Origin of the sequence: Streptomyces sp. CY-1, from assembly GCF_047218265.1 — a bacterium.
GTDB classification, from domain to species: domain Bacteria; phylum Actinomycetota; class Actinomycetes; order Streptomycetales; family Streptomycetaceae; genus Streptomyces; species Streptomyces niphimycinicus.
Genome location: NZ_CP178393.1, coordinates 4,112,627 through 4,124,489 on the forward strand (window position 1 = coordinate 4,112,627; position 11,863 = coordinate 4,124,489).

Consider the following 11,863-nt stretch of genomic DNA (forward strand, 5'->3'; position numbering starts at 1 on the left):
CGAGGAGTTCGCCCGATTCCCCTCGAACGTACGGATCGGGGCCCCTTGGCAGCCATGACGGCGACCGGCGTATCCGGGGTGGGGTTAACCCCCGCCGGGGCCTCGCGGGCGGGCGGTCGCGCGGGAAAGGTGCGGCTACTGGCGGCAGATCAGCAGCAGGGCGCGGTCGTCGTTGACGTCCTTCGCGACCGTCTCGATCAGATGCCAGGCCGCGCCGTGGAAGCCGGAGCCCACGTAGCGATCGGCCTCGCCGGTAAGGCGGTCGATGCCTTCGCTGATGTCCCGGTCGGCGGTCTCGACGAGGCCGTCGGTGAAGAGCATCAGGACGTCGCCGGGGCGGAGGGTGCCCTTGGTGGGGTCGAACTGGGCGCCGTCGTAGACGCCCAGCAGCGGGCCGTCGGCGGACTTCTCCTCCCACTTGCCGGTGCCCGCGCTCAACTGGAGCGCGGGCAGATGTCCGGCGGAGAACAGCTCGAAGTCGCCGCTGTCGAGGTCGAGGACGAGATGGATGGAGGTGGCGAAGCCCTCGTCCCAGTCCTGGCGCAGGAGATAGCCGTTGGCGGCCGGGAGGAAGCCGTGCGGGGGCAGGGAGCCGAGCAGGCCGCCGAAGGCGCCGGAGAGCAGCAGGGCGCGCGAGGCGGCGTCCATGCCCTTGCCGGAGACGTCGGTGAGGACGACCTCGAGGGTGCGGCCGCCGCCGGTGCGGGCGGCGACGACGAAGTCACCGGAGAAGGACTGTCCACCGGCCGGGCGCAGCGCCATCTCGCGGTGCCAGCCGCGCGGCAGACCGGGCAGCTTGCTCTGGACGCGGATGCGCTCGCGCAGGTCGAAGAGCATGGTGCCGCCGCGCCGCCAGGGCACCCCGACGCGGCTGCGGAACTGGGCGATCAGCAGGCCGAAGAAGCCCACGGCGGCGACGACCAGGATGGTGCCGGGGGTGACCCGGGAGGAGGCGTCCTCCTCGGTGTACGGGCCGAGCACGGCGGACTCCACGATCAGGGCCGTGGCGGCCGCCGCGTAGAGGGCGAGCAGGCTGGCGGGGCGCAGCAGCAGCCCGCCCGCGACGATGGGCAGGACGAGCGCGGACGGGGAGCACCAGTCGGGCTGGGCGATGGTGCCGCCGGCGATGGCGGGGATGCCGAGGAGCAGCGCGGTGAGGGCGAGCCGGTCGGAGCCCTCGCCGCGAAAATAGTCGACTCCGGCTTTGCGCACGCCTGTGCGAGCCCGGTGCAGAGCTCTGCGCATCCGGGCCCACGGAGTGTCCACGCGGCCAGTCATTGCATCGGGACCCTACCCACCCGTTCGGACGCGCGTCGATTCGTGGCGCGTTGAACCACCCAGCCAGGGGGGCAATAGTAAGCGAAATTCGTTCGCGTGTACGGGAAACGGCTGCTAGGGATGGGAATATGAGGACTGAGCTACGTGTGCTCGACCCATCGCTTTGGGATGATTGGTACGGAAAACTGGTACTCGCATTCGGAGGAGTTCCCGAAGCGCCGGAGGAATCCGCGCTGTGGAGGGAGTTGACCGAATGCGAGCGCTCGATCGGCGTGTGGGACGGCGCCGACATCGTCGGCACGGCGGGGCTGTTCAGCTTCCGGCTGTCGGTTCCCGGCGGGGCGATCGTCCCCGCGGCAGGCGTCACGATGGTGAGCGTGCAGGCCACGCACCGGCGGCGCGGAGTGCTGCGGAGCATGATGCGGCGGCAGTTGGACGACATACGTGCGGCGGGGGATGAGCCGCTGGCCGTCCTGACCGCATCGGAACCGGACATCTACGGACGCTTCGGGTACGGCGCCGCCACTCAGAACGCCTACGCCGAGATCGACACCACCCAGGTGCGGCTGACCGTCCCCGAGGGCACCGACGATGTGCGGCTGCGCGCGGTGCCCCTGGAGTCGGCCGTCGAGGCGTGCGAGGCGGTCTACGCCCGGCGGGTGTCCGCCCGGCCGGGCATGCTGGAGCGGCGCCCCGGCTGGGAGCGGCTGCCGCTGCTGGACCCGCCGGGCGAGCGCGAGGGCGCGTCCCCGCTGCGCTGCGTGCTGGCCGAGTCGGGCGGCGAGGTCAGCGGCTACGTACGCTTCTCGGTCAAGCCCGACTGGGAGCTGGCCGGGCCGAAGGGCACGGTCATCCTGCACGACCTGGAGGCCCTGGACCCGGCCTCCTACGCGGCCCTGTGGCGGCTGCTCTTCGAACTCGACCTGACCTCGGTGATCCGGACCGGTTCCCGCCCGGTCGACGATCCGTGGCAGCACCTGGTCTCGGACATCCGGCGGTGCGCCCTAAGGCTGCGCGACTCGCTGTACGTCCGCCTGGTGGATGTGGGGGCCGCGCTCGAGAGGCGGACGTACACCACCCCGGTGGACACCGTCCTGGAGGTCACGGACCCCTTCTGCCCGTGGAACGAGGGGCGCTGGCGGCTGAGCGGCGACACCAAGGGCGCCTCCTGCGAGCGCACGCAGGACGCTCCGGATCTCCGGCTGGGCGTACGGGAGCTGGGGGCGGCGTATCTCGGCGGGGTCTCGCTGACCGCGCTGGCGGGTGCGGGACGCGTCCAGGAGGTCCGTCACGGCGCCCTTACGGAGGCCGCGACGGCCTTCGCCTCTCCGGTCGCCCCATGGCTGCCCCACGGCTTCTGACGGCTTGGGGGGCGGCTTCGGGGTGACTCCAGGGCGGCTCCAGGGCGGCGGATGCGGCCCTTACGGCCGCTGGCAGTCAGGGCACCAGAAGAGGTTGCGGGCGGCGAGATCGGCGGTGCGGATCTCGCCACCGCAGACATGGCAGGGCTGTCCGGCGCGCCGGTAGACATAGACCTCACCGCCGTGGTCGTCCACGCGCGGCGGGCGGCCCATCGCCTCGGGGGTGTGCTCGGGGCGGACCGTGTCGATCCGGTTGTTCCGCACCCCCTCGCGCATCAGCGCCACCAGATCGGCCCAGATCGCGTCCCATTCGGCGCGGGTCAGCGCCCGGCCGGGCCGGTAGGGGTCGATGCCGTGCCGGAAGAGCACCTCGGCGCGGTAGACGTTCCCCACGCCGGAGATCACCTTCTGGTCCATGAGCAGTGCGGCCACGCTGACCCGGCTGCGGGAGATCCGGGTCCAGGCCCGCTCGCCGTCGTCCGCCGGGCGCAGCGGATCGGGGCCCAGCCGGTCGTGGATCGCCTGCTTCTCCCCGTCGGTGATCAGCGCGCAGGCGGTCGGGCCGCGCAGATCCGCGTAGTCCCCGGGGTTCGCCAGCCGCAGCCGGACGGTGTCGGTGGCGGGCGGCGCGGGGGCCGGGCCGAAGGCGTACGTGCCGAAGAGCCCGAGGTGGACATGGACCCAGCCGGTGGCCGCGAAGTCCAGGAAGAGGTGCTTGCCGTGGGCCTCGGCATGGTGCAGCGGCTGGCCGTCGATCAGCCCGGCGCCGTCGGCGAACTTCCCCTGTGGGCTGGTGGCCCGGACGGGCCGGCCGCCGAAGGTCTCGAGGTGGTCGGCGGCCAGCCGGTGGATCGTGTGCCCTTCGGGCATCAGTCGCCTTGCGGGTGGTGGGCCGGGATGGGCGGCAGCTCGCCGGTGGTCTCGTAGGCGCTGAGCATCTCGATACGGCGGGTGTGCCGCTCCTCGCCCGAGTACGGGGTGTTCAGGAAGATCTCGACGAACTTGGTCGCCTCCTCCTGCGTGTGCATCCGGGCGCCGACGCTGATCACATTGGCGTTGTTGTGCTCACGGCCGAGGGCCGCGGTCTGCTCGCTCCAGGCGAGTGCCGCACGCACCCCCTTGACCTTGTTCGCCGCGATCTGCTCACCATTACCGGAGCCGCCGATGACGATGCCGAGGCTCTCGGGATCGGCGGCGGTCCGCTCCGCGGCGCGCAGGCAGAACGGCGGGTAGTCGTCCTGCGAGTCGTAGACGTGCGGGCCGCAGTCGACGGGCTCGTGGCCGGCCGCGTTGAGCCACTCCACGAGGTGGTTCTTGAATTCGAAACCGGCATGATCCGAGCCGAGGTACACGCGCATATTCCGAGTGTGTCATGGCCGTGTGGCCCCCGCTGCCCCGGGTAGGCGTCGCATAAAACCCTGTAGCACCAAGGAACCTCATGAAAACCTCAAGTAACAATCTGGAATCAAAGGTTCTACTGGCGGACCTCCTGAGATTCACTGGCGTCGCTCCTAACGCGAGAGCAAAGGAATCCAGCACATGAGCGCACAACCTGCGACCACGCCGGAGCAGCAGCGGGCTCCCGGCGATCCGGGCTCGCCCGACGGCCTCAAGGCGGGGCTCAAGAACCGCCATCTGTCGATGATCGCGATCGGCGGAGTGATCGGCGCCGGTCTGTTCGTCGGCTCCAGCGCGGGTATCGCGAAGGCCGGTCCCGGCATCCTCGTCTCGTATGCGCTGGTCGGCCTCATGGTCGTCTTCGTCATGCGGATGCTCGGCGAGATGTCCGCCGCCAATCCCACCTCCGGCTCCTTCTCCGCCTACGCCGACCGGGCGCTCGGCCGCTGGGCCGGTTTCTCCATCGGCTGGCTGTACTGGTTCTTCTGGGTCGTGGTGCTGGCGGTCGAGGCCACCGCCGGCGCCAAGATCCTGGAGGGCTGGTGGCCGGCGGTCCCGCAGTGGGGCTGGGCGCTGATCGTCATGGTGGTGCTCACCGCGACCAACCTGGTCTCGGTCGGCTCCTACGGTGAGTTCGAGTTCTGGTTCGCCGGGATCAAGGTCGTGGCGATCGCCGCGTTCATCGTGGTCGGCGGGCTCGCGGTCTTCGGGGTGCTGCCGCATTCGGACAACGAGGGCGCGGGCCTGGCCCATCTCACCGATCACGGCGGCTTCCTGCCGAACGGGCCGGGCGCCATCCTCACCGGTGTGCTGCTGGTGGTCTTCTCCTTCATGGGCAGCGAGATCGTCACCCTCGCGGCCGGTGAGTCCGAGGACCCGCAGCGGGCGGTCACCAAGGCCACCAACAGCGTGATCTGGCGTATCGCGGTCTTCTACCTGGGCTCGATCTTCGTCGTGGTCACGCTGCTGCCCTGGGACTCCAAGGCGATCGCCGACGACGGCAGCTATGTCGCGGCGCTGAACTCGATCGGCATCCCGCACGCCGGCGACATCATGAACGTGATCGTGCTGACCGCCGTGCTCTCGTGTCTGAACTCCGGCCTCTACACCGCCTCCCGCATGGCCTTCTCGCTCGGCCAGCGCGGCGACGCCCCGGCCGCCTTCGCCCGCACCAACGGCCGTGGCGTGCCGGCGGCCGCGATCCTCGGCTCGGTCGTCTTCGGCTTCGTCGCGGTCTGGTTCAACTACCAGTGGCCGGACACGGTCTTCACCTTCCTGCTGAACTCCTCGGGTGCGGTCGCGCTCTTCGTCTGGCTGGTGATCTGCTTCAGCCAACTGCGGATGCGCGGGATCATCCTGCGCGAGAACCCCGAGAAGCTGATCGTCCGGATGTGGCTGTTCCCGTATCTGACCTGGGCCACGATCGCGATGATCTCGTTCGTCCTGGTCTATATGCTCACCGACAAGGACGGGCGCGAGCAGGTGATCCTCTCCGCGCTGGTGGCCGCGCTCGTGGTGGCCTTCGCCCTGGTCCGGGACCGCCTGGCCGCCGGTCGCGGCCCCGACCCGGCCGTCTCCTCCGACGCCTCGGCCAAGGAGACGGCGGCCCCGTAGCGGCGCTCTGCTGAATTCCCTGTGCCCCTGGGCGACGGTGTACCGACCGCCGCCCGGGGGCACAGCCGTGTCCGGGGCCGGGTCCGGTGGGCTGCGTAGGGGGGCTGTCTCGGGGGCTGCGTACGGGAGTTGTGCCGGGCTCAGACGACGCGCGGAAGGACCCGCTCCGCGAAGGCCCGGACCGCGTCCAGCACCCCCATGCCCCGGTGCCCGACGCCGGGCACGATGTCGAGGGTGACGTCGATGCCCAGCGCGGTGTAGTTGTCCCGCAGCGCGGTGATGCGCTCCACGCGGGTGCGGCCGACGGCGTCGGCGCCGTCCATCCAGTTGGAGTCACCGGGGTTGTTGATCTCCCAGGTCTCGGTGTCCTCCGCCCCGACCGCCATATGCACGGGCACCTTACGGATCTCCTCCAGCCGCAGCGGCGCCCCGAAGCGCTCCTCGAACCCCGCCGTGCCCAGCCACCACTCGCGGTCGGGATCGATCAGCGTGACCCGGCCGGGCGCGCCGATGGACACTCCGCTGAGCCGCTCGGGATGCAGATACAGGAAGCGGTGCGCGAACTGCCCGCCGCCCGAGAAGCCCTGGAGCAGAAAGCGCTCGGTGTCGATGTGGAACCGCTCCCCCGCCTCGGCCACCATCGCCAGCAGTTCCTGGTCGTAACGGATGCCGCGGTACTCGATGAACTTGAAGTTGTGCAGATCCTCCGGGTCCCCGATGCCCGCCGGGAACAAGGGGGTGAGCACGACACAGCCGTGGCGCTCGGAGAACTCGGCCATCGCGTCGCGGTACTGGGACGCGGTACGCCCGGTGCCGTGCTGGATCACCATCAGCGGCAGCGGGGTGTCGGTGGTCTCGTGCACCGACGGAATATGCAGGCCGAACGAGAACCGCTGGTCGTGCCGGGAGGCGAACCAGGTGGTGGAGCCGGTGCGGTAGAACGCCTTGGTGGTCTTGACGCGGGGGGTGGTCACGTATCGCTTCCTTCTGCCGTGGCGGGTGCCGCCACGATCCGGGGCGGTCCGCACACCGCTCAAGATGATTGCCTCCTGAGCGTCAATACCTTCGGGGTGAGCGGCACCGGTTCTCAGCGGTGCAGCGCGGAGAGCAGATCGACGCCCAGGTTGCGCACCGCCGCCTCGTCCAACTGGTAGTGCACCCGCGCGCCCTCCCGGTGGGTGTGCACCATTCCGGCCTCCCGCAGCTTGCGCAGATGCCGCGACATCTGCGGCGGCGTCATCTCGAACTGGGTGGCCAGCTCCGTCGTCGTCATCGACTGCCGCAGCAGCGCCCGGCACATCCGGATGCGCAGCGGCTCGTCCAGCGCCCGCAGCCCGCGCATCACCACGTCCAGGGCGGTCGGCTCCGCGCCCGCCGCGTCGCGCACCGGGTACTGCACCACGACCGGGTATCCGGGGTAGTGCTTGATCGCGAGATGCGGGTTGATGTGCAGCGACGGCACCAGCAGACAGGGACTGTCGGCGAGGCTGGCCCGTGCGTTGTAGAGCTTGTCGAAGACCACCCGGGGCGGGTCCTGCTCCATGCGGGCGGTGGGGAACCCGGCCAGCACGGCCGCCCCGTAGCGGGACTGTTCATGGCCGCGGATCCGGGCGTCGGCCTCCAGGGTGGCGCGCAGTCGCGTCCACTCCGCCTCGAAGACCTCCTCGGCCACGGCGGACAGAAAGGCGAGCAGGCCGTCCCGGAAACCGGCCGGATCGGCCAGCAGCCGCAGCCCCAGGTCGAACCGGCGCTCGGAGAGCTGCCGCAGCCGGGCCAGGAAGCGCTCCGGCGAGCGGCCGCCGCGCCGGGATCCGGAGCCCGGGCCATGGCCGTTCTTGCCGACGAGCGCCTGCTCGGTCATGGTCGTGAACGTCTCCTCGTCCAGCTTCGCCACCTCCGCCAGCTCCTCCTCCAGGTCGCGCTCCGGGCCCGGGGTGAGGGGCAGCAGATAGCGGGCGCGGAAGGCGCCCCACAGCGGCGCCCACAGCCCGGCCCGCTCCAGCAGCCGTTCGTCCGCGCCGTGCAGGACCGCCCCCACCCAGCGCCGGCTGGCCGGATGGTGGCGTGGCCCGTCCAGCGCGTGCAGACAGGCGCACAGCTCGGCGAGCGGGGACAGACGGGTGCTGATGCGGTGCTCCGGGGCGGGCCCCAGCTCGATCACGACGGGCATCCGGGCAGCGTCGGCCATTGATGCCTTCGAGTCAATCGTCTTGTGGGGGCCGTCGGCGGAGGCGCAAGCTCCAGCCCACTTCGCCTTCCCCTCCCTCGCCTGGAGCGTCCCCATGCCTCCTCTCCTCAGGAACGGCCCGCGGCTGGCAGCGGTGGTCGCCCTCGTGGCCACGGTGAGCAGTGCGTGCACCATCGGGTCGCTGGGCGACTCGGGAGCCGTCGCCGACTACCCCTCCCGCGGGCTGTCGATCCTCGCTCCCGGGAGCGTCGGCGGCGGCTGGGACGCACGGGCGCGCGGCATCGGTTCGGCGCTCACCACCTGCGAGACCATCGACGAGGACGTCACGGTCACCAACGCCCCGGGCGCGGGCGGCACCATCGGGCTCGCCCGGATGGCGGGGCGGGGAGGCGATCCGTACCAACTGATGACCATGGACACGGTGACCATGATCGGCGGCGCCATCCAGAACCACTCCCCCGTGAAACTGTCCGAGCTCACTCCGGTGGCCGGGCTCACGGTGAGCACGACCGCGATCGTGGTGCCGGCCCGCTCCTCCTTCCGCGACCTGCGCTCGGTGCTGGCGGCCATGCGGAAGGACCCCAAGAAGACGTCCTGGGTGGGCGGTTCGCTGGGCGGCCCGGACCACATCACGGTGGCCGCCCTCGCCAAGGCCGCGGGCGTCCCGGCACGCAAGGTCACCTATGTGCCCACCGGTGGCGGCGGGGAGGTGCTCAACCTGCTGCTGAGCGGGGCCTCGAAGGTCGGCCTGTCGACGCTGACGGAGGTCCGTCCGCAGATCGAGGCCGGAAAGCTGCGGGTCCTCGCGGTCAGCGGCGACAAGGCCCCCGAGGGCATCGACGCCCCCACCCTCTCCGCACTGGGCTACGGCGACGAGAGCGTGGTGAGCGTCGGCGGGGTCATGGCCCCGCCCGGGCTGAGCGACGACGAACAGCGGGCGATCGTGAAGGTGGTGGACCGGATGCGCCGGACTTCGTGCTGGAAACGGGCGTTGCGGCAGAACGACTGGAAGAGCGTGTGGGTGCCGGGGAAGACGTATGGCGCCCTGATCGACAAGCAGCAGCGCCAGGTCGGCCAGGCGCTCACGTCCGTGGGGCTCGGCTCATGAGCGCGCGGGACGAGGCGGTGCGCCCGGAAGCGGAGGCGGCCGCGCCCGGCGGCGCCGCCCCGCCGGAGGGGCCGCTCTGGGGGCCGCGGGTGGCCGCGCTGCTCTTCCTCGCCGCGGGCGTGGCCGTGCTGGGCTGGGCGTTCGCCATTCCGGAGGGGGCCATCGACCAGGACGTGGGCCCCCGGGCGTTTCCCCTGCTGGTCGGCGTGGGGCTGTGCGTCGCGGCGTCGGTCTCCGTCGTCCAGGCGTTCCGCGGCAGCGATCCGGTGCTGGCCGAGCAGGCGCGCGAGGAGGCCCGGCTCACCGAGTGGCGCCCGGTGGCGGCCCTGCTCGCGCTGCTGGTCGGCTATCTGTTCGCGCTGGCCCCCTGCGGCTACTGGCAGTCGACGGCCGTGCTCTTCGCACTGGTCGCGCGGGTGCTCGGCAGCCGCCGGATCCTCCGTGACGCCCTGATCGGCCTGGTGCTGGCGCTGGCCGTGTACTTCCTCTTCGACCGTCTGCTGGGCATCCATCTGCCGCCCGGCATCGTCCGATTGGCGTTCTGACCATGGATGTCCTCAACGACCTCATGGGCGGTTTCGGCAGCGCGTTCAGCCCCATGCATCTGCTGCTGGCGTTCGCGGGCTGCACGCTGGGCTCGCTGGTCGGCGTGCTGCCCGGCCTGGGCCCCGCCACCACGGTGGCGCTGCTGCTCCCGCTCACCTTCGTCTTCGACCCCACCGGAGCGCTGGTGCTCTTCGCGGGCATCTACTACGGCGGGATGTACGGCGGTTCCACCACGGCCATCCTGCTGAACGTGCCCGGGGAGACGGCGTCGGTCCCCACGACCCTGGAGGGCCATCCGATGGCCCGCTCCGGGCGGGCCGGGGCCGCGCTCGCCACGGCCGCGATCGGCTCGTTCGTGGCGGGCACGATCTCCACCGTCGGGATCACCTTCGCGGGCCCGGCCATGGCGCAGATCGCCGAGAAGATCCAGCCCGCCGAGTACTTCGCCGTGATGATCCTCGCCTTCGCCACGGTCACCGCCGTCGTGGCCGACGCCCCGGCGCGCGGGCTGTGCAGCCTCTTCCTGGGCCTGGCCATCGGGCTCGTCGGCATCGACAGCCTCACCGGCCAGGCGCGCTACACCTTCGGGGTGCCGGAACTGTACGACGGGATCCAGATCGTGGCCGTCGCCGTCGGGCTCTTCGCGATCGGGGAGGCGCTCTACACCGCGGCCCGGCTGCGGCGGGCGCCCGAGGAGCGGGTCCTCCCGGTGGGCGGCAGGATCGGGATGAGCCCCGAGGACTGGCGGCGGTCCTGGAAGCCGTGGCTGCGGGGTACGGCGATCGGCCTGCCGATCGGCGCCCTGCCCGCGGGCGGCGCGGAGATACCCACGTTCCTGAGCTACAACGTGGAGAAGCGGCTGTCCCGGTACAAGAAGCAGTTCGGCAAGGGCGCCATCGAGGGGGTGGCGGGCCCCGAGGCCGCCAACAACGCCGCGTTCTCGGGGGTGCTGATGCCCCTGCTGACGCTGGGGATCCCCACCTCCGCGACGGCCGGGGTGCTGCTGATCGCGTTCCAGATGTACAACGTGCAGCCCGGCCCGCAACTCTTCGAGACCCAGTCGGCGCTGGTCTGGACGCTGATCGCCAGCCTCTACATCGGCAATGTGATGCTGCTCGTGCTCAACCTGCCGCTGATCCCGCTGTGGGTGAAGCTCCTCCGGCTGCCGCGCCCGCTGCTCACCGCGGGCATCGTGGTCTTCGCGGCCCTGGGGGTGTACGCGCTGTCGCAGAACGCGGTCGACCTCGGCATCGCGGTGCTCTTCGGCGTCCTGGGCTTCGGCATGCGCCGCACCGGCTATCCGGTCGCCCCGCTGATCCTGGGCGCCGTACTGGGTCCGATGGCGGAGACCCAGTTCCGGCGTGCGCTGGCCTTCAGCGAGGGCGACTGGACGATCTTCTTCACCCGCCCGCTCTCCGCGGCGATCCTGTGCCTGTCGCTGATCGCCCTGGTCGGCCCGATGGCCGCACGCGCGATCCGCCGGACGCGGGGACGCGAGCCGGAGACGGCGGGCTGACCACCAACGGCAGGGCCCCCGCGCGAGTCGACCGCGCGGGGGCCCCTTTTCCGCCTGCCCGGTGTTCGGTGAGAAGACGATCACGCAAGCAGGTGGCCTGGTGAGCGCTCCGGGTTACGGGGCCAGCAGCAGGTTGTGGGCGCGCTCCTTGGCGGCCGTGTAACGGCGCGCCACATCCTGCCAGTTGACGACCTGCCACATGGCCTCGATGAAGTCCACCTTCTGGTTCTTGTACTGAAGGTAGAAGGCGTGCTCCCAGGCGTCGAAGACCAGGATCGGCACCGAGCCCTGCCCCACGTTCCCCTGGTGGTCGTAGACCTGCTCGACCACCAGCCGCCCGCTGACCGGCTCGTACGCCAGCACGCCCCAGCCCGAGCCCTGGGTGGTGGCGGCGGCCTTGGTCAGTTGGGCCTTGAAGCCCGCGTAGGAGCCGAAGTGCTCGGCGATGGCGTCGGCCAGCTCGCCGACCCCGTCCTTCTCCAGCGGCTCGCCGCCGCCGTCACCGGTCATGTTGTGCCAGTAGATGCTGTGCAGGATGTGGCCGGACAGATGGAAGGCCAAGTTCTTCTCGAGCCCGTTGATCGAGCCCCACTGATCCTTGTCCCGCGCCTCCGCGAGTTGCTCCATCGTGTCGTTCGCGCCCTTGACGTACGCGGCGTGGTGCTTGTCGTGGTGCAGCTCGATGATCTCGGGGCTGATGACCGGGGCCAGCGCCGAGTAGTCGTACGGAAGTTCAGGAAGTGTGTAGATGGCCATGCGAAGCCCTTCGGACCGCGTTATTGCAATTAACTTGCAAGTACACGCTAGCAGCAAGAGCGTTTTCCGCCACCGCATGCGGACCGGCCGGGCGTCGG

The 11,863-nt window shown here is 70.9% G+C and carries 11 protein-coding genes; 5 read left to right on the top strand and 6 right to left on the bottom strand.

The genetic code is table 11. The annotated features are described in order from the left end of the window. Positions 1 to 135: 135 nt before the first annotated feature. Entirely contained in the window at positions 136 to 1,278 is a 1,143-nt protein-coding gene (locus ACK1X7_RS17905) for a PP2C family protein-serine/threonine phosphatase (protein ID WP_385142111.1), read from the bottom strand. Between the two features lie 128 nt (positions 1,279 to 1,406). Here ACK1X7_RS17905 and ACK1X7_RS17910 point away from each other — a divergent pair, with 128 nt between their 5' ends. Further along, entirely contained in the window at positions 1,407 to 2,639 is a 1,233-nt protein-coding gene (locus ACK1X7_RS17910; RefSeq protein WP_385142108.1) for a GNAT family N-acetyltransferase, read from the top strand. A gap of 60 nt (positions 2,640 to 2,699) precedes the next feature. On the opposite strand, the gene ACK1X7_RS17915 is transcribed toward ACK1X7_RS17910, so the two are convergent. After that, positions 2,700 to 3,509 (bottom strand): Fpg/Nei family DNA glycosylase, encoded by an 810-nt coding sequence (locus tag ACK1X7_RS17915; protein WP_413115344.1) that lies wholly within the window; start codon positions 3,507 to 3,509, stop codon positions 2,700 to 2,702. Beyond that, positions 3,509 to 3,997: a ribose-5-phosphate isomerase gene (locus tag ACK1X7_RS17920; RefSeq protein ID WP_364000567.1), complete on the bottom strand. Its 489-nt coding sequence runs from the start codon at positions 3,995 to 3,997 to the stop codon at positions 3,509 to 3,511. Before ACK1X7_RS17920 ends, ACK1X7_RS17915 begins: the two co-directional genes overlap by 1 nt. Before the next feature lie 181 nt (positions 3,998 to 4,178). On the opposite strand from ACK1X7_RS17920, the gene ACK1X7_RS17925 reads away from it, so the two are divergent. Beyond that, positions 4,179 to 5,651 carry an amino acid permease gene (locus ACK1X7_RS17925; RefSeq protein ID WP_385142100.1) on the top strand — a complete coding sequence of 491 codons (1,473 nt, stop codon included), beginning with the start codon at positions 4,179 to 4,181 and terminating at the stop codon, positions 5,649 to 5,651. 140 nt (positions 5,652 to 5,791) lie between these two features. Here ACK1X7_RS17925 and ACK1X7_RS17930 read toward each other — a convergent pair whose 3' ends face one another. Further along, a complete protein-coding gene (locus ACK1X7_RS17930) occupies positions 5,792 to 6,625 on the bottom strand; it encodes an alpha/beta hydrolase (RefSeq protein ID WP_382953242.1) in 834 nt (277 codons plus the stop codon). A 113-nt stretch (positions 6,626 to 6,738) separates the two neighbouring features. Beyond that, on the bottom strand, positions 6,739 to 7,821 hold the full coding sequence (locus tag ACK1X7_RS17935) for a DUF5937 family protein (protein ID WP_382953244.1): 1,083 nt from the start codon (positions 7,819 to 7,821) through the stop codon (positions 6,739 to 6,741). A gap of 112 nt (positions 7,822 to 7,933) precedes the next feature. Between ACK1X7_RS17935 and ACK1X7_RS17940 the strand changes: the two genes are divergently transcribed. Genes ACK1X7_RS17940 through ACK1X7_RS17950 form a run of 3 tightly spaced genes read left to right on the top strand, consistent with a single transcriptional unit; the run spans position 7,934 to position 11,009 of the window. After that, positions 7,934 to 8,947 carry a Bug family tripartite tricarboxylate transporter substrate binding protein gene (locus tag ACK1X7_RS17940; RefSeq protein WP_385142094.1) on the top strand — a complete coding sequence of 338 codons (1,014 nt, stop codon included), beginning with the start codon at positions 7,934 to 7,936 and terminating at the stop codon, positions 8,945 to 8,947. Beyond that, positions 8,944 to 9,492, top strand: coding sequence for a tripartite tricarboxylate transporter TctB family protein (locus tag ACK1X7_RS17945; RefSeq protein WP_382953253.1), 549 nt, complete (start codon positions 8,944 to 8,946; stop codon positions 9,490 to 9,492). Before ACK1X7_RS17940 ends, ACK1X7_RS17945 begins: the two co-directional genes overlap by 4 nt. Positions 9,493 to 9,494: 2 nt before the next feature. Next, entirely contained in the window at positions 9,495 to 11,009 is a 1,515-nt protein-coding gene (locus tag ACK1X7_RS17950; RefSeq protein ID WP_385142089.1) for a tripartite tricarboxylate transporter permease, read from the top strand. Between the two features lie 114 nt (positions 11,010 to 11,123). Here the strand turns inward: ACK1X7_RS17950 and ACK1X7_RS17955 are convergent, their stop codons facing one another. Continuing rightward, a complete protein-coding gene (locus ACK1X7_RS17955; protein WP_382953258.1) occupies positions 11,124 to 11,765 on the bottom strand; it encodes a superoxide dismutase in 642 nt (213 codons plus the stop codon). Between the last annotated feature and the right edge of the window lie 98 nt (positions 11,766 to 11,863).

What these genes read in the sequence shown, in the direction of transcription:
- ACK1X7_RS17955 (WP_382953258.1), bottom strand. Translation starts at nt 11,765, where the DNA reads ATGGCCATCTACACACTTCCTGAACTTCCGTACGACTACTCGGCGCTG.
- ACK1X7_RS17905 (WP_385142111.1), bottom strand. Translation starts at nt 1,278, where the DNA reads ATGACTGGCCGCGTGGACACTCCGTGGGCCCGGATGCGCAGAGCTCTG.
- ACK1X7_RS17935 (WP_382953244.1), bottom strand. Translation starts at nt 7,821, where the DNA reads ATGCCCGTCGTGATCGAGCTGGGGCCCGCCCCGGAGCACCGCATCAGC.
- ACK1X7_RS17910 (WP_385142108.1), top strand. Translation starts at nt 1,407, where the DNA reads ATGAGGACTGAGCTACGTGTGCTCGACCCATCGCTTTGGGATGATTGG.
- ACK1X7_RS17915 (WP_413115344.1), bottom strand. Translation starts at nt 3,509, where the DNA reads ATGCCCGAAGGGCACACGATCCACCGGCTGGCCGCCGACCACCTCGAG.
- ACK1X7_RS17945 (WP_382953253.1), top strand. Translation starts at nt 8,944, where the DNA reads ATGAGCGCGCGGGACGAGGCGGTGCGCCCGGAAGCGGAGGCGGCCGCG.
- ACK1X7_RS17950 (WP_385142089.1), top strand. Translation starts at nt 9,495, where the DNA reads ATGGATGTCCTCAACGACCTCATGGGCGGTTTCGGCAGCGCGTTCAGC.
- ACK1X7_RS17925 (WP_385142100.1), top strand. Translation starts at nt 4,179, where the DNA reads ATGAGCGCACAACCTGCGACCACGCCGGAGCAGCAGCGGGCTCCCGGC.
- ACK1X7_RS17940 (WP_385142094.1), top strand. Translation starts at nt 7,934, where the DNA reads ATGCCTCCTCTCCTCAGGAACGGCCCGCGGCTGGCAGCGGTGGTCGCC.
- ACK1X7_RS17920 (WP_364000567.1), bottom strand. Translation starts at nt 3,997, where the DNA reads ATGCGCGTGTACCTCGGCTCGGATCATGCCGGTTTCGAATTCAAGAAC.